15 protein-coding genes are annotated in these 18,971 nt (G+C 69.3%); 12 read left to right on the top strand and 3 right to left on the bottom strand.

What is annotated here, in order from left to right; all coding sequences use genetic code 11:
- The first annotated feature begins 305 nt into the window (after positions 1–305).
- The 8 genes from AMYNI_RS0111930 to AMYNI_RS0111895 all read left to right on the top strand — a co-directional run bounded on the left by AMYNI_RS0111930 (position 306) and on the right by AMYNI_RS0111895 (position 9,580).
- Positions 306–533, top strand: coding sequence for a hypothetical protein (locus AMYNI_RS0111930; protein ID WP_020668246.1), 228 nt, complete (start codon positions 306–308; stop codon positions 531–533).
- Between the two features lie 66 nt (positions 534–599).
- Entirely contained in the window at positions 600–2,450 is a 1,851-nt protein-coding gene (locus tag AMYNI_RS0111925; RefSeq protein WP_020668245.1) for a glycoside hydrolase family 97 protein, read from the top strand.
- Between the two features lie 280 nt (positions 2,451–2,730).
- Complete coding sequence (locus AMYNI_RS0111920) at positions 2,731–3,843, top strand: BMP family lipoprotein (RefSeq protein WP_020668244.1); 1,113 nt, start codon at positions 2,731–2,733, stop codon at positions 3,841–3,843.
- 72 nt (positions 3,844–3,915) lie between these two features.
- Positions 3,916–5,487 carry an ABC transporter ATP-binding protein gene (locus AMYNI_RS0111915; RefSeq protein WP_026360343.1) on the top strand — a complete coding sequence of 524 codons (1,572 nt, stop codon included), beginning with the start codon at positions 3,916–3,918 and terminating at the stop codon, positions 5,485–5,487.
- The gene (locus AMYNI_RS0111910) at positions 5,484–6,584 is read left to right on the top strand and encodes an ABC transporter permease (protein ID WP_020668242.1); all 1,101 of its coding nucleotides are present in this window, start codon (positions 5,484–5,486) and stop codon (positions 6,582–6,584) included. Before AMYNI_RS0111915 ends, AMYNI_RS0111910 begins: the two co-directional genes overlap by 4 nt.
- A gap of 8 nt (positions 6,585–6,592) precedes the next feature.
- The gene (locus AMYNI_RS0111905; RefSeq protein ID WP_026360342.1) at positions 6,593–7,861 is read left to right on the top strand and encodes an ABC transporter permease; all 1,269 of its coding nucleotides are present in this window, start codon (positions 6,593–6,595) and stop codon (positions 7,859–7,861) included.
- Entirely contained in the window at positions 7,858–8,250 is a 393-nt protein-coding gene (locus tag AMYNI_RS0111900) for a cytidine deaminase (protein WP_157357331.1), read from the top strand. The genes AMYNI_RS0111905 and AMYNI_RS0111900 overlap by 4 nt, the downstream gene beginning before the upstream one ends.
- Before the next feature lie 16 nt (positions 8,251–8,266).
- Entirely contained in the window at positions 8,267–9,580 is a 1,314-nt protein-coding gene (locus AMYNI_RS0111895) for a thymidine phosphorylase (protein ID WP_020668239.1), read from the top strand.
- A gap of 77 nt (positions 9,581–9,657) precedes the next feature.
- On the opposite strand, the gene AMYNI_RS0111890 is transcribed toward AMYNI_RS0111895, so the two are convergent.
- On the bottom strand, positions 9,658–10,752 hold the full coding sequence (locus AMYNI_RS0111890; protein WP_020668238.1) for a coiled-coil domain-containing protein: 1,095 nt from the start codon (positions 10,750–10,752) through the stop codon (positions 9,658–9,660).
- A gap of 219 nt (positions 10,753–10,971) precedes the next feature.
- Between AMYNI_RS0111890 and AMYNI_RS0111885 the strand changes: the two genes are divergently transcribed.
- Entirely contained in the window at positions 10,972–12,090 is a 1,119-nt protein-coding gene (locus AMYNI_RS0111885; protein WP_020668237.1) for an adenosine deaminase, read from the top strand.
- Between the two features lie 133 nt (positions 12,091–12,223).
- A complete protein-coding gene (locus tag AMYNI_RS0111880) occupies positions 12,224–13,396 on the top strand; it encodes an MFS transporter (protein WP_026360340.1) in 1,173 nt (390 codons plus the stop codon).
- Positions 13,397–13,451: 55 nt separating this feature from the next.
- Here AMYNI_RS0111880 and AMYNI_RS0111875 read toward each other — a convergent pair whose 3' ends face one another.
- On the bottom strand, positions 13,452–14,711 hold the full coding sequence (locus tag AMYNI_RS0111875) for a hypothetical protein (protein ID WP_020668235.1): 1,260 nt from the start codon (positions 14,709–14,711) through the stop codon (positions 13,452–13,454).
- Positions 14,712–14,860: 149 nt separating this feature from the next.
- Between AMYNI_RS0111875 and AMYNI_RS0111870 the strand changes: the two genes are divergently transcribed.
- Positions 14,861–17,365: a DEAD/DEAH box helicase gene (locus tag AMYNI_RS0111870; protein ID WP_020668234.1), complete on the top strand. Its 2,505-nt coding sequence runs from the start codon at positions 14,861–14,863 to the stop codon at positions 17,363–17,365.
- 49 nt (positions 17,366–17,414) lie between these two features.
- A complete protein-coding gene (locus tag AMYNI_RS44400; protein WP_020668233.1) occupies positions 17,415–17,927 on the top strand; it encodes a hypothetical protein in 513 nt (170 codons plus the stop codon).
- A 10-nt stretch (positions 17,928–17,937) separates the two neighbouring features.
- Here AMYNI_RS44400 and AMYNI_RS0111860 read toward each other — a convergent pair whose 3' ends face one another.
- A complete protein-coding gene (locus AMYNI_RS0111860) occupies positions 17,938–18,915 on the bottom strand; it encodes a sugar-binding transcriptional regulator (protein WP_026360339.1) in 978 nt (325 codons plus the stop codon).
- Positions 18,916–18,971 lie beyond the last annotated feature (56 nt).

Here is an 18,971-nt window from a genome sequence, read left to right as displayed (position 1 = left end):
CCGCGCCACCGAACCTCGGTGTGGTCTCTGTGATGGACGAGACACGCCGTGCCCGGCCGGTGCGTGCCAGGTCACATGGCTGTCGGCGGTGTTCCGCCGCCGAACCCGCTGTACATCCGATCTTTACGCCGACCGCAGCAGTGGGTCGTCGTCCGTACGTCCGCCGTCCTGGGTGTAGATCGGCCATTTGGCTGGTGGTTGCTGGGTATTGTTGACGGTTTGTGGTGCACCTCATATCTTCAGGTTCGGGCTATACATCCGATCTATCGCGATGTCGTCCGGTGCTGGCCTCAAGGGAGTGGTGGATGCCCGAGTCGAGTGGTTTCCCGCAGCGTGGTCTGTTCGGCGGCCGGGTGGTGCAGGCCACATCGGACGGTCCGGTGCCCGGTGCGGCGGCAAGCCCGCCGCACGACGCCATGATCACCGAAAAGAGTGAACTCGAACTCCACGCTTTCGTGCGGGCCACCCGTTCGCTGCGGGCCGCGGGCATTCGTCCGTTGTGGACATTCGCGCCGCTCCTGACCTTGTCGTGAGTGAAAAGTGTTGCCCTGGCAACACTTTTCACTCACGACCGTTGACCTGCATGGGAAGGAATGTGGATGAAGGAACGTGTGATGTTCGGGTGTGCGGTGGTGGTGGGGGCGGTGTTGGTGGGGGTGCCGGATAGCGGGCAGGCGAGTCCGGCGGAGAGCTGGACGTTGAGCGCGCCCGGGGTTTCCGCGCGGGCAGGCGGCACGCCTGAGGCGCAGGTGTCGCTGGACGACGGCAGGTTGACGTTGAGCGTGCGCCGGGGTGCGACCACCGTGCTGGAGCGGTCCGCGCTCGGGGTGGAGACCGCGCACGGCGACTTCACCGCAGGCCTGAGCTTCGCCGGCATGTCCCAGCGTCACGTCCAGGAGAGCTACCAGACCAAGACCGGCCGACGGCTCGAGCACAGCCTGGACGCCGCCGAGACCACCTTGCACCTGCGGGCCGGGGGCCAGCCGATGGACGTGGTGTTCCGGGTCGCCGCGGACGGGGTCGCCTACCGCTATGTCTTCCCGGGCCCGAAGTGGGTGACCGTGGTGCGGGAGGCATCCGAGTTCGCAGTCCCGGTGTCGGCCGATTCCTTTTTACTGCCTTACGACAACGGCCGCAGCGACTACGAGAGCGCGCACGCGCACAAGAAAGTGGGGGAGCAGCAGCCCGCGGAGTACGGCTATCCGTCGCTGTTCCACGTCGGCGACTCCTGGCTGTCCATTCTGGAGTCCGATCTGGACGGACGCTACGGCGGCTCGCGGCTGACCCTCGGCTCGGCGCCGGGCCGGTTCCGGCTGACCCTGCCCGACCCCACCGAGACCAGCGCCGCGCCGCTGGCCACGCCGTGGCGCACGATGATCGTCGGCGACCTGGCCACGGTCACCGAGAGCGACCTGGTCACCGATCTGGCCGAACCGTCGAAGGTGGCGGACACCTCGTGGATCAAGCCCGGGGTGGCGGCCTGGTCGTGGTGGGCGGACGGGGGCAGCCCCGGCAGCCTGGAGAAGCAGAAGGAGTACGTGGACTACGCGGCGAAACAAGGCTGGGAGTACAGCCTGGTCGACTCGGGCTGGAACGCGGCCTGGGTGCCGGAGCTGGTGGAGTACGCCCGACAGCGGGGCGTCGCGATCTGGCTGTGGCTGCGCTGGCAGCAGGTGGACACCGACAGCGAGCGGGAGCGGCTGTTCGCGCAGTACCGCGACTGGGGCGTGGTCGGGCTGAAGATCGACTTCGTGGAGTCCGACGGGCAGGACCGGATGCGCTGGTACGACGGGGTGCTCGCGGCCTCTGCGAAGTACCGGCTGATGCTCAACTTCCACGGCGCGCCGATTCCGCGCGGCACCGAGCGCACCTGGCCGCAGGTGCTGTCGGTGGAGGCGGTGAAGGGGGCCGAGGGCACCAGGCCGAAGCCGGGGCGTGAGCCGTTCCCGATCGAGCACTACCTGACCCTGCCGTTCACCAGGAACCTGACCGGCCCGATGGACTTCACCCCGGTCACCTTCAGCGGGGTGCGGCCGAACAGCGACGCCGCCGAGCTGGCGCTGTCGGTGGTCTACGAGTCCGGTGCCCAGCATTTCGCGGACAGCCCGGCGACGTACGCGCGGTATCCGCTCGCCGAGCAGCTGCTCCGCGCCGTGCCGACCGTGTGGGACGAGACGAAGCTGCTGGACGGCGATCCGGGCAGGCTGGCCGTGCTGGCGCGGAGGTCCGGGAGCGACTGGTACGTCGGCGCGATCACCGCCGGCGAGGCGGGCCAGGTGCGCACCGGGCTCGGCTTCCTGCCGGCCGGTGCGTGGAATGCCGAGCTGTACACGGACGGCGCGGACGGCAAGCTCACGTTCAGCACCCAGCGGGTCGATTCCGGCAGCACGCTCACCGTGCCGGTCACCCGTAACGGCGGCTTTTCCCTGCGGATAACCCCAGCTCACTGATGGTCCCTCAAGGCCACCTTTGCAACCTGCAAGGTGGCAAAGGTGGCCTTGAGAGACCTTTGCGGGGTAACGGTAAGTGAGGGAGTGGGTGCGGGTAAGTAGGTTGAGCAAACATTTAGGTTACGTGCGGTGCCTTAGGTATGTCCCTTCAGTGGCGGACAGGTACGGTTCGCCAGTCGAGTCCGACATCTGGGATCGGACCTGGGCACACCGTTGTACACAGCGGGGAGGGAGACAGACCTTGCATCGCACGCGAGGAACCGCGCTGGCGGCGATCGCCATGGCCGGTGTCATCACACTGGCAGGCTGCGCCAAAGACTCCGGCAACAGCGGTAACAACAACAATGCCGCAACCGGGGACCAGGGCGGCTCGTGCGCGACCGCGCCCAAGCCCGCCGCGGCGCCCGCGGCCTCGTCCAGCTCCAGCGCCGCCGGGGAGAAGGTGGACGCCAGCGCGCTGCGCGTCGGCCTCGCCTTCGACGTGGGCGGCCGCGGTGACGCGTCCTTCAACGACGCGGCGGCGGCCGGGGTGGACCGCGCCAAGCAGGACATGGGTGTCAAGGACACCAACGAGAGCACTGCTTCGGCCAGCGAGTCCGAGGACGCCAAGGCGCAGCGGCTGACCCAGCTCGCCACCGAGGGCTTCAACCCGATCGTGGCGGTGGGCTTCGCCTACGCGAAGGCGGTCGAGGTGGTGGCGCCGAAGTTCCCGAACACCAAGTTCGCCATTGTGGACGACGACTCGGTGAAGGCCCCGAACGTCACCCCGCTGGTCTTCGCCGAGGAGCAGGGCTCGTTCCTGGCCGGGGTCGCCGCGGTCTACAAGAGCAAGAGCTGCCACATCGGCTTCGTCGGCGGGGTGGACACCCCGTTGATCCAGAAGTTCGAGGCCGGCTTCCTGCAGGGCGCCAAGGCCGCGTCGAACAAGGTCAAGATCGAGGACGAGTACCTGACCCCGGCCGGCGACATCTCCGGTTTCCAGGACCCGGCCAAGGGCAACGTCAAGGCCAAGGCCCAGATCGACAAGGGCGCGGACGTGGTCTACCACGCCGCCGGCGCCTCCGGTAAGGGCGTGTTCGAGGCCGCGAAGGCCGGTAACGCGCTGGCCATCGGGGTCGACTCCGACCAGTACAACCAGAAGACCGTGGAAGCGGTCCGGGACGTGATCATGACGTCCATGATCAAGCGGGTCGACGTGGCCGTGTTCGACTACATCCAGGCCGTGGCCAAGAACGACCTGAGCACGCTGCCCAAGCGCTTCGACCTGAAGGTGGACGGCGTCGGCTACTCGACCACGGGTGGCAAGGTCGACGACATCAAGGATGTCCTGGAAGGGTACAAGGCCCAGATCGTCTCCGGCGCCATCTCGGTGTCGGACAAGCCGCAGAAATAGAGCCGTCGCGTGCGGGGCTCGGGAAGGCAATCCCTTCCCGGGCCCCTTACGTGATTTGGGGTGTCTTCGCGAATGACTAATCCTGAACCCGCGTCCAGCGGTGCCGTGCCGGTCGTCGAACTGTCCGGGATCACCAAGCGGTTTCCCGGTGTGGTGGCCAATTCCGATGTGAACCTGACGGTGCGCGCCGGTGAGGTGCACGCGGTTTGCGGTGAGAACGGCGCCGGCAAGTCCACGCTGATGAAAATCCTCTACGGAATGCAGCAGCCCGACGAGGGCACCATTTCGGTGAACGGCGAAGAGGTGCGCCTGCGCAACCCGCAGGACGCCATCATGGCCGGGATCGGCATGGTGCATCAGCATTTCATGCTTGCCGACAACCTGACCGTGCAGGAGAACGTGCTGCTCGGCGCGGAGAGCCTGCACGGCATCGGCCGCAAGGCCCGCGCGAAGCTGGCCGAGCTCGCCGAGCGGACCGGGTTGAACGCGCGCCCGGACACCCTGCTCGAACAGCTCGGGGTGGCCGACCGCCAGCGGGTGGAGATCGTCAAGGTGCTCTACCGGGGCGCCAGGATCGTGATCCTGGACGAGCCGACCGCGGTGCTGGTGCCGCAGGAGGTGGACGCGCTGTTCAGCACCGTGCGCGCCATGCAGGAGCAGGGCTTCACCTTCATCTTCATCTCGCACAAGCTGGACGAGGTGCGGGCCATCGCGGACACCGTCACGGTGATCCGCCGGGGCACCACGGTCGGCACCGCGGACCCGAAGAAGATCAGTTCCCGCGAGCTGGCCGAGATGATGGTCGGCCGCGACCTGCCGAGGCCGGAGACCCGCGAGTCCACGGTCACCGACCGGGACGTGCTGCGGGTGACCGAGCTGCGCCTGGACGCCGAGGGGACCCATGACACAGCGCGGGCGGTTCTTTCCGATATCTCGTTCTCCGTGCGCGCCGGTGAGGTGCTCGGCGTCGCCGGGGTCGAGGGCAACGGGCAGACCGAGCTGGTCGAGACCATCATGGGCATGCGCAGGGCCGGCGGCGGCCGGATCGAGCTGGTCGACGCCGAGGGCAAGGCCCGCGACCTGACCAGGCTCGGCACGCTGGCCCGGCGCGAGGCCGGGATCGGCTACATCGCCGAGGACCGCACCCGGCACAGCCTGCTGCTCACCCAGCCGCTGTGGGCGAACCGGATGCTGGGCTACCAGACCCGCAGGCCGGTGGCGAAGGGCCAGCTGCTCGACATCGCGGGCGCCCGCAAGGACACCGAGCGGATCGTCGAGGACTACGACGTGCGCACCCCCGGCATCGACGTGCCGGCGGCCGCGCTGTCCGGCGGCAACCAGCAGAAACTGGTGGTGGGCCGGGAACTCTCCGGCGACCCGGTGCTGCTGATCGCCTCGCACCCGACCCGCGGGGTGGACGTCGGCGCGCAGGCGCTGATCTGGGAGCAGATCCGCCACGCCCGCGCGGCCGGGCTGGCGGTGCTGCTCATCTCGGCGGACCTGGACGAGCTGATCGGGCTGTCCGACACGATCCGGGTGATGCTGCGCGGCCGTCTGGTCAGCGAAGCGGACCCGGCCACGGTCACCCCGCAGGAACTCGGCTCCGCGATGACCGGAGTGTCCACTGTGGAGGAAGCTTCATGAGTAGCTGGCGTACCAGGCTGCTGCCACCGCTGATCGCCATCGTCTTCTCCCTGCTGCTGTCCTCGATCGCGCTGGTGGTTTCCGGAGCTGACCCGCTGCGCGCGCTGGGCACCATGGCAGGGCAGCTGTTCGAGGGCACCGTCGCGGTGGACACGGTGAACCTGGCCACGGTGTACTACCTGGCCGGGCTGGCGGTGGCCATCGGCTTCCAGATGAACCTGTTCAACATCGGGGTGGAGGGCCAGTACCGGTTCGCCGCGATCATCGCGGCGATCGTCGGTGGCGCGCTGAACCTGCCGCCGGTGATCCACGTGGTGGTGATCATCGCGGTGGCGACGATCGCGGGCGCGGCGTACGCGGCCATTCCGGCGATCCTGAAGGTCACCCGCGGGGTCAGCGAGGTCATCTCCACGATCATGCTGAACTCGATCGTGGCCGGTATCGTGGCCTTCCTGGTCAACCCGGACCAGTTCGGCGTGCAGACCGGCAACAACGTGAGCACCAAGCCGATCGAGGAGTCCGGCACCATCCCGGGCATCCCGCTCGGCTCCGGCGAGCTGTTCGGCTTCGTGTTCATCGCGGCGCTGGTCGGTGCGGCCTACTGGTTCATGCTCAACCGCACCAGGTTCGGCTTCGAGCTGAAGGCCAGCGGTGAGTCCGGCACGGCGGCCGCGGCCGGCGGCGTGAACGCCAAGCGGATGACGCTGATCGCGATGCTGCTCTCCGGCGCGGTGGCCGGGCTGGTGGCCATGCCCGAGCTGCTTGGCCGGGACTTCAGCTACGGCATCACGTCCACCCAGATGTACGGCTTCACCGGGATCGCGGTCGCGCTGCTCGGCCGCAACCACCCGGCCGGGATCGCGCTCGGCGCGCTGCTGTGGGCGTTCCTGGACAAGTCCGCGGTGTCGCTGGAGCAGATCCAGGTGCCGAAGGAGATCGCGACCATCATGCAGGGCACCATCGTGCTGTCGGTGGTGGTGGCCTACGAGATCGTCAAGCGCGCCGACCTGGCCGCCGAGCAACGCAAGGTGGGCCGGGCGCTGGCGGGCAACGGCAACCGCAAACCGGCCGGCGTCAGCGAAGGAGGGGCCCTGTGAGCATCGACCTGTTCACCCGCCCGGACTCCGGCGGCCCGGCCACCGTGCCAACGCCGCCGTCGAAGCGGCGGATCCCCGGCTGGGCCAGGGGCGTGATCTGGGCGGTCGTCGCGATCGGCGTGCTGTCCACCGCGTCCTACCTGACCGGGATCAACACCCTCACCTCGACCAACACCTCGCAGACCGCGCTGCGGCTGGCGCTGCCGATCCTGCTCGCCGCGCTCGGCGGGCTGTGGGCGGAACGCGCCGGCGTGATCAACATCGGCCTCGAGGGCATGATGATCCTTGGCACCTGGGGCGCGGCCTGGGGTGCCTTCTACGGCGGGGTCTGGGCCGGGCTGCTGGCCGCGATCGTGTTCGGCGCGCTCGGCGGGCTGCTGCACGCGGTGGCCACGGTGACCTTCAACGTCAACCACATCGTCTCCGGTGTGGCGATCAACCTGCTCGGCCTCGGGGTCGCGAAGTACCTGGCGACGCTGGTGTTCGAGCCGCTGTCGGGAAACCCGCGGCAGTCGCCGACGGTGCCGAAGTTCGACACCTACTCGGCCACCTTCCTCTCCGACTGGCTCGGTGACCTGGAAGCGCAGCAGCGGGTCGGGCTGTCCGACGCGGCCGGGCTGATCCGCGGGCTGATCACCGAGGTCTCGCCGCTGGCGATGCTGGCGCTGTTGCTGGTGCCGGTCAGCTACCTGGTGCTGTGGCGCACCCGGTTCGGGCTGCGGCTGCGGTCCTGCGGGGAGAACCCGGTCGCGGCCGAGTCCCTCGGCGTCAACGTCTACCTGCACAAGTACATCGCGATGCTGATCTCCGGCGCGCTGGCCGGGATGGGCGGCGCCTCGCTGGTGCTGCTCGCCGGCGGCGCGGACTACCTGGAGAACCAGACCAACGGGCGCGGGTACATCGGCCTGGCCGCGATGATCTTCGGCAACTGGCGGCCTGGCGGGCTGCTCGGCGGCGCCGCGCTGTTCGGGTACGCGGACGGCCTGCAGCTCTCCGGTGGCGGCGAGGCGGTGCTCGCGCTGCTCTACGGCGCGGTGATCCTGCTCGGCGTGATCGTGGTGGTGCAGCTGATCCGCCGGCGGTGGATCGCGGCCGCGCTCGGCGTGGTCGGTGCCGGGGTCCTGTACTACATCTACTGGGCCAACGACGACCTGCCCAGCGACCTGATCCCGTACACCGCGCACTTCGTCACGCTGATCGTGCTCGCGGTGGCCTCGCAGCGGCTCCGGCCGCCGAAGGCCGACGGGGCCAGGTACCGCCGTGGTGAGGGTGACTGATGACGGTGGACTGGGAAGCCCTGCGGGCGAGCGCGGTGCAGGCCGCGAAGAGCGCGTACGCGCCGTACTCCGGGCTGCACGTCGGCGTGGCCGGGCTGGTGGATGACGGCCGCGTCGTGCTCGGCTGCAACGTGGAGAACGCGTCCTACGGCCTCGGCCTGTGCGCCGAGTGCACGATGGCCGGGCAGCTCCGGCTCTCCGGCGGCGGCAGGCTGGTCGCGGTCGCCTGCCGCAGCGGCGAGGGCGAGTTGCTGATGCCGTGCGGTCGCTGCCGCCAGATCCTGTTCGAGCTGGGCGGCCCGGACTGCGAGGTGGACACCCCGCGCGGCGTGCTGCCCATGTCCGACGTCCTGCCCGATGCCTTCGGGCCCACCGACCTACCCTCGTGAGTGGAAAACCTTGAGCGTGGAGCCTTTTGCCGCTGTTGACGTTATCCGGGCCAAGCGGGACAGCGGGCGGCTGACCGACGAGCAGATCGCCTGGGTGGTGGACGCCTACACCCGCGGCGTGGTCGCCGAGGAGCAGATGGCCGCGCTGGCCATGGCGATCTTCCTGCGCGGCATGGACGCCGCCGAGACCGCCCGCTGGACCGGCGCGATGATCGACTCCGGCGAACGGCTGGAGCTGCGCGTCTCCCGGCCGACCGTGGACAAGCACTCCACCGGCGGGGTCGGCGACAAGATCACGCTGCCGCTGGCGCCGCTGGTCGCCGCCTGCGGCGCGGCCGTGCCGCAGCTGTCCGGCCGCGGGCTGGGGCACACCGGCGGCACCCTGGACAAGCTGGAGTCCATTCCCGGCTGGCGTGCGGAACTTTCCACCGCCGAGATCCTCAAGCAGCTCGAGGACGTCGGCGCGGTCGTCTGCGCGGCCACCGAGGGACTGGCGCCGGCGGACCGCAAGCTCTACGCGCTGCGGGACGTGACCAGCACGGTCGAGTCCATCCCGCTGATCGCCAGCTCGATCATGAGCAAGAAGATCGCCGAGGGTTCGGCCGGTCTGGTACTGGACGTCAAGGCCGGCTCCGGCGCGTTCATGAAGACCCGGGACCAGGCCAGGGAGCTGGCACGGGCGCTGGTCGAGATCGGCGCCGCGCACGGGGTCGCGACCACCGCGCTGCTCACCGACATGAGCACCCCGCTGGGCAACGCGGTGGGCAACGCGGTCGAGGTGGCCGAGGCGGTGGACGTGCTGCGCGGCGGCGGCCCGCCGGACGTGGTCGAGCTGACCTTGGCATTGGCACGGGAAATGCTGACACTCGCCGGGCTCGGCGAGGTCGACCCGGCCGAGGTGCTGGCCTCCGGCCGCGGCTACGAGACCTGGTGCCGGATGATCCGCGCGCAGGGCGGCGACCCGGAGGCCACGCTGCCCGTCCCGGCGCACGTGCACGTGGTCGAGGCGGAGCTGGACGGCCTTTTGTCCACTATGGACGCTTATGCGGTGGGGGTGGCGGCCTGGCGGCTCGGCGCCGGCCGGGCGCGTCGCGGCGAACGGGTGCAGTACGCGGCCGGGATTCGCTGCCTGGCCAGGCCGGGGGAGCGGGTGGCGCGTGGGCAGCCGCTGCTGGAACTGCACACCGACACCCCGGACGCGGTGCCCGCCGCGCTGGCCGCGCTGGACGGCGGCCTGGTGGTCAGTGACTCCGGTGAGCCAGAGGACCCCGGAAAGCACGATGCCCCCGCGGGAGGCAGGGGCATCGTGCTCGAAACGATCCGAAGCTGAGGGCGTTTCCGCAGGTCAGCTGTCGTGAGTGAAAAGCGTTGCCAGGGCAACACTTTTCACTCACGACGTCGGTGGGGCTAGTCGCTGCTCTCTTCGGTCTCGGTGCTGCCGGTCTTGGCCTTGGCGTCGGCGCTCTTCGGGGCCCTGCCGTTGCGCGCGCGGCGCGGCTGGCGGGGCGCCGGGGGCGGCGGCGCGATCATCTGCTGCGGGGCCGGGCCGCCACCGAGCATCAGCTCGGCGAAGGTGGCCATCGCCTCGTCCAGCTGGCCGCCGATGCGGCGCTCGGACTCCTCGTTGCTCTTGCGCACCACCGAGGTCACCGAGTCGGTGTCCGGGCGGCTGGAGAGCGTGCCCTCGACCTTGGTCAGCCCGCTCTTCAGGCTGCCGTCCAGGTCGCCGATCTTGGCGGCGACGCCGTCCTCCACCTTGTCCAGGCGGGTGGCCAGGTCGTCCAGCCTGCTGGTGACCTGCTCCAGCTTGCCGCCCAGGTTTTCCAGGCGGTCGGAGGAGTCGACCATCTCGCCGGTCTCGTTCAGCGCGGTGGTCAGCGCCTCGGTGCTCGCCGCGATCCGGTCCTTGGTCGCCGCGTCCAGATCGGCGATGCGGTCCTTCAGGTCGGCGTCACCGGCGTCGATGCGCTCGCGCAGGGTGCTCTCGGCGGTGTCGATCCGCTCGCGGACCGGGCCGTGCACCGAAGCGGGCAGCGAGTCGAGCTTGCTGTCCTGCTTGTCCAGGTGCCCGCCCAGCTCGTCGAGCCGGCGGTGGATGTTCTGGAGCTTGTCCTCCAGGCCGTCCATCCGGCCGCCGACGCCCTCCAGGCGGGCGGCCATACCGTCCAGCCTGCCGTCCAGCTGGGCGAACGGTTTGGCCAGCTTGTCCACGATGCTCTCGACCGCGCGCGCCACGTCGGCGATCGCGTTGTCCTGAGCCTCGAGCCTGGTCATGGTCTCGTCGAGGCGCTCGGCCAGCACGCTGACCTCGGTGCGGTCGGGCAGCTCGGAAAGCCGCTTGCGCACCGCGCCGAGGGAGTCCACCGGCGCCAGTCGGGCGTAGATGTCGTCGAGCGCGTCGAAGATCTGCTGCTGCTCGCTCTCTCGGACTTCGGCCGCGCGCACCAGCATGTTGCGCATCCGGTCGAAGGACGGGGCGGCAATGTGGTTGTCAGTGGTCACTGCGGTGTCCTTCGTCGGCGGGGAAAAGGAAGGGACGTTGGGACCGAAGCTTATCTTTTGCGGAATTGCTGTGAGTATGGCCCCCGGGAAGCCGGGAATACGGAGGTCAACTCCGATGGCCGATTCAGGACAAGATCGACTGAGCTGAGGGTTAAGTCGAGCGTGAGAGTTGCCGCCGTCGCGTCCGTGTAGGTGATAGGGCATGGGTACCGTTGGGCCATGTCGCCTGATACCCCCGATACCCGCGCGGCCGCTACCCCCGGCCTCAGCCTGGAAGCCATTCGCCGTGCCCCCAAGGTACTGCTGCACGACCACCTGGACGGCGGGCTGCGACCCGGCACCGTCGTCGAGCTGGCCGAAGCGGCCGGATATGACAGTCTGCCCACCAAAGATGTCGCTGAGCTGGGCCGATGGTTCCGCACCGCGGCCGACTCCGGCTCGCTGGTGTCGTACCTGGAGACCTTCGCGCACACCTGCGGGGTGATGCAGTCCGAGGCGGCACTGGCCAGGGTCGCCGCCGAGTGCGCGGAGGACCTGGCCGCGGACGGCGTGGTCTACGCCGAGGTCCGTTACGCGCCGGAACTTTTCGTCGAACACGGACTGTCACTCGACGCGGTCGTGGAGGCGGTGCAGGCGGGGTTTGCGGAGGGTGAGCGACGAGCCGCTCAACAGGGGCAGACCATTCGGATGGGGACCTTGCTGTGTGCGATGCGTCAGCATGCTCGCGCGCTGGAAATCGCCGAGCTGGCGGTGCGTTACCGCGATGAGGGAGTGGTCGGTTTCGATATCGCCGGGCCGGAGGACGGATTCCCGCCGACCCGCAATCTGGACGCTTTCGAGTATTTGCGCCAGAAGAACGCGCATTTCACCATTCATGCGGGTGAGGCCTTCGGGCTGGCCTCCATCTGGGAAGCCATCCAGCACTGCGGGGCCGAGCGGCTCGGCCACGGCGTGCGGATCGTGGACGATATCGAGCAAGACGCCGATGGTGAGATCAAGCTGGGACGGCTGGCGAGGTATGTCCGCGACACCCGCATTCCGCTGGAGATCTGCCCGACCTCGAACGTCCAAACCGGAGCCGCCGCCTCGATCGCGGACCACCCGATCGGGCTGCTCACGAAACTACGCTTTCGGGTGACCGTCAACACGGACAACCGGCTGATGAGCGGCTGCACCATGTCCAGCGAGTTCGCCGCCCTCGCGGAGACCTTCGGCTACGGCTGGGCGGACCTGCAATGGTTCACGATCAACGCGATGAAATCCGCGTTCATCGATTTCGACCAGCGGCTCGACCTGATCAACAAAGTGATCAAGCCCGGTTACGCTGCGCTCATCTGACCGGCAAAAAGCCGGCTTCTTGCCCTTCGGCCTCAGGGCGAGAAGCCGGCTTTTTGCCGCTTGCGTTACTTAGCGGCCACAACTAACGTTCACTATGTAGGAGCCGTGTCCCATATAGTGAAACGGCGGGCAGATGACGCGAACGGTGACGAATACCGGAAGTAAGCGGCGCTGGCTGGTGCTGGCGCTCGGCCTCGCCGCGCAGACCGCCAGCTGCTCCTTCCTCTACGGCATCCCGTTCCTGGTGCCGTCGATCCGGGAGGGCGAGGGGCTGTCGCTGGCCGGAGCTGGCGCCGTGGTCGCCGCGCCGAGCATCGGGCTGCTGCTCACCCTGATCCTCTGGGGCGCCGCGGCCGACCGGTACGGCGAGCGGCTGATCATGGCGCTCGGGCTGGGCGCGTCCGGGCTGCTGCTCGGTTTCGCGGCGCTGGGCGCGCACTCGCTGCCCGTGCTGTTCGGTCTGTTCCTGGCCGCCGGGGCGAGCACGGCCTCGGTGAACGCGGCCAGCGGTCGGGTGGTGCTCGGCTGGTTCGCACCCACCGAGCGCGGACTCGCGATGGGCATCCGGCAGACCGCGCAGCCGCTCGGTGTCGGGGTGGCCGCGCTCGGCCTGCCGCCGCTGGCCGAGCACTGGGGTTTCCGGGCCGCGATGGCGTTGCCGGCCGTGCTGTCGGTGGTGGTGGCCGTGCTGGTCGCGCTGCTGGTGGTCGACCCGCCGCGGCCGGCGAAGAAGCCGGGAGCGCCGGAAAAGGCCGCTTCGCCGTACCGTGCGCCCACCCTGTGGCAGCTGCACGGCGCGAGCGCGCTGCTCGTCGTGCCGCAGTTCGCGGTGTCCGCCTTCGCCCCGGTGTACCTGGTCACCGCGCAGCACTGGAGTCCGCTCGCGGCGGGCTGGTTCCTCGGCGCGCTGGGCAGGCTGGCCGCCGGCTACTGGTCCGACCGGGCCGGCAGCAGGCTGCGGCCGATGCGCCAGCTCGCGGTGGCCAGTGCCGCGGTGATGTTGCTGGTCGCGCTCGGCGACGCGAGCTGGCCGTGGCTGGTGCTGCTGGCGCTGGTGCTGGCCGCGGTGATCACGGTCAGCGACAACGGGCTCGGCTTCACCGCTTCCGCCGAACTGGCCGGGCTGGCCTGGGCCGGCCGCGCGATGGGCACGCAGAACACCGCGCAGAACCTGGCCGCGTCGCTGACCCCGCCGCTGCTCGGCCTCGTCATCGGCGACTCGCGCTACGCCCTCGCGTTCGCCATCGCCGCCGTCTTCCCCGCCGTCGCCATCTGGCTCATCCCGGTCCGCGCCGAAACGCAGTGAAGGCCACCTTGCCTGCGTTCAACGCAGGCAAGGTGGCCTTCACTGCATTGGCGGGTCAGTTTTCGCGGAGGCGGTTCTCGAAGGACTCGACGAGCTTGCGCCAGGCGCCCTGCTCCGCGTCGAACGGCGGGGAGGGCGCCAGCCGGGTCGGGTCCGGCCGCAGCACGAAGGAGACCAGCCAGCCCAGGCTTTCCGACGAGCCCAGCGTGGTGGCCACGCTGTCGTCGTCCGCCCAGTCCGCCGCGTCCGTGATCAGCTCCACGGCCAGCTCGAGCTGGGTCGCGTCGATCGAGGTCGGGCCCTCGGCCAGGTCCTCGTCCAGCCCGCTGAGCACGTAGGTGTTGTCGGTGTCGACCTCCACCTCCAGCTCGCCGGCGGTGGCCTTGGTCAGCACCTCGTCCCAGGTGGACACCTCGGCCAGGTCGTTCTCGGCGAACTTGCCGCTGTCCGCGAGCGCCCTGGCCAGTGCCTTCTCCGAGCCGAACACGTCGATCTCGCCCTCGGAGCCGAGGAAGATCGGCTCGTCGTCGAGATAGCAGCGCAGCGTGTAGTACTCGCGGTCCGGGGTGATGATCTTGATCGGGTCGATGCCGACCTCGCCCCAGAAACCGACCGGCTCGTCCTCGTGAACGGCAGCCTTCTCGTCGGTATCGGTGTCGGTGTCCAGGTCGTCGTTCTCCGAGTCGACCCCGGCCTCCGCCTCCGCGGACTCTTCGTGGAACGCGGCCAGCTCCTCCGCGGTCTGCTCCAGCACCGCGGCGTCCACGTCCGGCACGGTCACCAGGCTGTCGATCGCGTCCAGCACGACGTCCCACTTCGAGGACACCGCCTCGGAAAGGTCGGTCCACAGCCGCTCGCCCTCGCGCCCGGTGAACGGCAGCCGTCCCTGCTCCAGCAGCGAGAAGCCCTCGGTCGCGTCCAGTACCTCGTGCACCTCGTCCAGCTCGCACACGTCGGCCAGCGAACGCACGATGCCGACGATCTCGGCCAGCTCGCCGATCGTCCAGGAGTCCGGCTCGTCGGCGACCAGCTCGGGCACGCCGACCAGGTCGTAGGAGTGGTCGTCGTCCGGGATCAGCTCGGGCACGTTCAGCTCGGGCACCGCGTGCCAGGCCGGATGGTCGACCAGGTCGTGCTGCTCCGCGGTACGGACGAACGCGGCCAGGTGCGCCGCGTCGGGGAAGGCATACAGGTCCTCTTCGTCGCCGAGGAACGCTTCCCACTCCTCGCCGTCCTCCCGCCAGCGGGGAGCCCACAGGGTCACCAGATCGCCCTGTGGCAGCCCGAGTTCGATCGGGATGATGTCCTGTGCCATTCCTGCCCTCCGGATAACCGCCTGTGTGCGCGCGGGCCTGCGGGTGTCCCCAATCCGTGCGCGGTACCGCGCAGCCTACGGGTTTCACCCGCCGCCCGCGATCGCCCCTCGTCATCTCCCGACGAACGAATGGCACGATTGACGTCACGATGACTCTCGCAGACGCGCTACCAGCCGATCCCGACCCCGATTCGCTGTTCGACGCCTTCTCCAGCTGGGCTGCGGACCGCGGTCTCGAGCTGTACCCGGCGCAGGAGGAAGCGCTGATCGAGGTGGTGTCGGGTGCCAATGTCATTCTGTCCACGCCGACCGGATCGGGCAAGAGCCTGGTCGCCGTCGGCGCGCACTTCACCGCGCTCTCACAGGGCCGCCGAAGTTACTACACCGCGCCGATCAAGGCGCTGGTCTCGGAGAAGTTCTTCCAGCTGGTCGAGATCTTCGGCCCGGAGAACGTCGGCATGATGACCGGCGACTCCGCGGTGAACGGGGATGCCCCGATCATCTGCTGCACGGCGGAAATCCTGGCGAACATCGCGCTGCGGTTCGGCGCCGCCGCGGACGTCGGGCAGGTGGTGGCGGACGAGTTCCACTTCTACTCCGAACCGGATCGCGGCTGGGCCTGGCAGGTGCCGCTGCTGGAACTGCCGCAGGCGCAGTTCGTGCTGATGTCGGCGACCCTCGGCGATGTGTCGTTTTTCGAGAAGGATCTGACACGACGCACCGGGCGGTCGACCTCGGTGGTCACCTCGGCGCAGCGGCCGGTGCCGCTGACCTACCGGTACGCGCTGACACCGTTGCACGAGACCATGTCCGAGCTGCTCAACGGGGGCCAGGCGCCGGTATACGTGGTGCACTTCTCGCAGGCCGCCGCGGTGGAACGCGCGCAGGCGCTGATGAGCATCAACGTGACCACCCGCGCGGAGAAGGAGGCGATCGCCGACCTGATCGGCGAGTTCCGGTTCGCGGCCGGGTTCGGCAAGACGTTGTCACGACTGGTCCGGCACGGGATCGGCGTGCACCACGCCGGCATGCTGCCGAAGTACCGGCGGTTGGTCGAGCAGCTCGCGCAGGCAGGGCTGCTCAAGGTGATCTGCGGTACGGACACCCTCGGCGTCGGCATCAACGTGCCGATCCGGACGGTGGTGTTCTCCGCGCTGACCAAGTACGACGGGGTGCGCCAACGGCACCTCAAGGCGCGCGAGTTCCACCAGATCGCCGGCAGGGCCGGGCGCGCCGGCTACGACACCGACGGCTACGTCGTGGTGGAGGCGCCGGATCACGTGATCGAGAACGCCAAGGCGCTGGAGAAGGCGGGCGACGACCCGAAGAAGAAGCGCAAGATCACCAGGAAGAAGGCGCCGGAGGGGTTCGTCAACTGGACGGACAGCACCTTCGAGCGGCTGGTCGCCGCCGAGCCGGAGCCGCTGACCTCCAGCTTCAACGTCACGCACGCCATGCTGCTGAACGTGATCTCCAGGCCCGGCAACGCCTTCGCGTCCATGCGGCACCTGCTGGAGGACAACCACGAGGACCGTCCCGCGCAGCGCAAGCACATCCTGCGCGCCATCGCGATCTACCGCGCGCTGCTCGCCGCGGGCGTGGTGGAACGCCTCGACGAGCCGGACGCGCAGGGCCGGATCGTCCGGCTCACCGTGGACCTGCAGTTCGACTTCGCGCTGAACCAGCCGCTTTCGCCGCTGGCGCTGGCCGCGATGGAGCTGCTCGACTTCGAGTCGCCGTCATACGCGCTCGACGTGGTGTCCATTGTGGAATCCATTGTGGACGATCCGAGGCCGGTGCTGTCGCAGCAGAAGTTCAAGGCGCGCGGCGAAGCGGTGCAGGCGATGAAGGCCGAGGGCATCGAGTACGACGAGCGGATGGAGCTGCTGGAGCAGGTCGACCATCCGAAGCCGTTGGACGAGCTGCTTCAGGTGGCGTACGCGTCCTACCGGCAGGGGCATCCGTGGGTGGACGACTATCGGCTGTCGCCGAAGTCCGTGGTGCGCGACATGTACGAGCGCGCGATGAACTTCGTGGAATACGTGGGTTTCTACCAGCTCGCCCGGTCCGAGGGGCTGGTGCTGCGGTACCTCGCGGACTGCTACGACACCTTGCGGCACACCGTGCCGGACGAGGCGAAGACCGAGCCGCTGCAGGACCTGATCGAATGGCTCGGCGAGCTGGTGCGGCAGGTGGACTCCAGCCTGCTCGACGAGTGGGAGGCGTTGCGGCACCCCGGCGACGAGATCACGTCGGCCCCGAAGCTGCCGGAGGGCCCGCCGCCGGTCACCGGCAACGAACGGGCTTTCCGGGTGCTGGTGCGCAACGAGCTGTTCCGGCGGGTGGAACTCGCTTCGCGGCGGGCGTTTTACGCGCTGGGCGAGCTGGACGCCGGCTCCGGCTGGGACGCGGACGCCTGGGAAGACGCGATGTCGGAGTACTTCGAGCAGCACGAGACGCTCGGCATCGGTCCGGACGCGCGCGGCCCGGCGTTGATCATGATCGAGCGCGAGCCCGAGCTGTGGAAGGTGCGGCAGATCTTCGACGATCCCGCGGGCGACCACGACTGGGGGGTCAGCGCGGAGGTGGACCTGGCCGCGTCCGACGAAGCCGGCGCCGCCGTCCTGCACGTCACCCGCATCGACCAGCTCTGACCAGCTCTGACCGCACGGGAAAACCGGTTGCGCCAGGTGGTTTCCTGGGATGGTGAAGGTGGTGTTCACCAAAGGCGCGGGCGGGCGGTACTGGTCGCACGTGCACCGGCGTGACGGTGTCGTGCTGCTGCTTCCCGGCTACGACCGCAAGTTCCGGATCCCGCACGACCTGGCGCACTTCGCCACCGAACGCCAGCTCGGCCTGTCCGACGGGGTGTTCGGCAGCCTGTTCGCCGGTGCGGTGTTCGAGAACATGAGCGTGGTCGCCGGCCGGGTCCGCCACGACGCCAGGCAGCGTTCCGAGCGCATCCTGCGCGAGCACGCCAAGTCCGGCGGGATCGGCACGGCCGAGGTGCTGGCCGGGGTCGTGCACCACGCGGTGGAAGGTGACGTGCGCGCCCGGCTTTTCGACGACGCCCGCGTCGAGTGGGGCATCATCCGCCAGGAACCCTTCCCCTACACCGCCGCCCAGTTCCGCGACGCCGCCGACACCCTGGCCGCACTCGCCACCCGCTGGGACGCCCTGCCCGTCGACGCCACCCTCGACCTCACCTGGCCCTGACCCCGGCCGGTCAGGGGGTGTGCTTGGCGGCGAGGGTGAGCAGGGGTTCGGCGGCGTTGGTGTCGGTGATCAGGGTGGAAACGGTGCCGGAACGCAGCACGGCGTCGATGGCTTCGGCCTTGGGAGCGCTGTAGCCGAGGGCGATCACCTCGGGTATCCGTTGCAGGTCTTCGGTGGAGATGGCCAGCACGTGGTGTGCGAGGCCGGTGGACAGCGCGTTGCCGTCGGCGTCGAACAGCCGGGCCGCGATCTCGCCCTGCGCGCCCCTGGCGGCGATCGCCGCCCGCTCGGTCTCGTCCAGCGCGTCGTACACAGTGGACTCGCCAGGCCGCCAGGCGCCGATGCTGACCACGGCCTTGGTCAGGTCGCGGAACCGCCCGAAGGTCTCCGCGATACCGGGCTGGTTGCGCAGGATTTCGGTGGTCCGCCGGTCCGGCAGCACCAGCGGCCCGTAGATCGGGTACGCGTCGCCGCCGGAGACCGAGGCCACCCGGCGGACCGTCTCCACCGAGCGGTCGCGCATGTCCATCCCGGCCTGCACCCCGCACAGCTGCACCACCGGGCAGTGCGCGAGCTGCTGGATCTCCTCGGTCATCACGTTCACCGACCTGGCCCAGGACAGCCCGATCACGTCGCCGGTGGTGACGATCTCGGTGAGCAGCTGCGCGGCCAGCTTGCCGATCCGGCGGCGGACCTCCGGCCGGTCGCCCTGGCTCGCCGCTCGTTCGAGCACCAGCGCCCGGTCCAGCCCGTAGGCCGAGCGCAGCTCGTCGGACAGTGCCAGGTCGACCGGCACCGGTAGCTCGAACTCCACCCGCACCAGACCGGTTTCCCTTGCTGTGTCCAGGATCCGGGCGACCTTGAAGCGGCTGATGCCGAACTCCCCCGCGATCTCCAGCTTGGAATGGCCCCGGATGTAGAACCGGTGCGCGATGGAAGCCGCCGTCACCGCTTCAGCTGGGCCGACTGCTCGCTTCTTGCTGCTCACATGAGCATCATAACGCGAAATCCGGCGGAAAGGTTGACGTAACCCGCACGAAAAGC

Origin of the sequence: Amycolatopsis nigrescens CSC17Ta-90, from assembly GCF_000384315.1 — a bacterium.
Taxonomy (GTDB): Bacteria; Actinomycetota; Actinomycetes; order Mycobacteriales; family Pseudonocardiaceae; genus Amycolatopsis; species Amycolatopsis nigrescens.
This window is presented reverse-complemented; position numbering and strand designations above follow the sequence as displayed.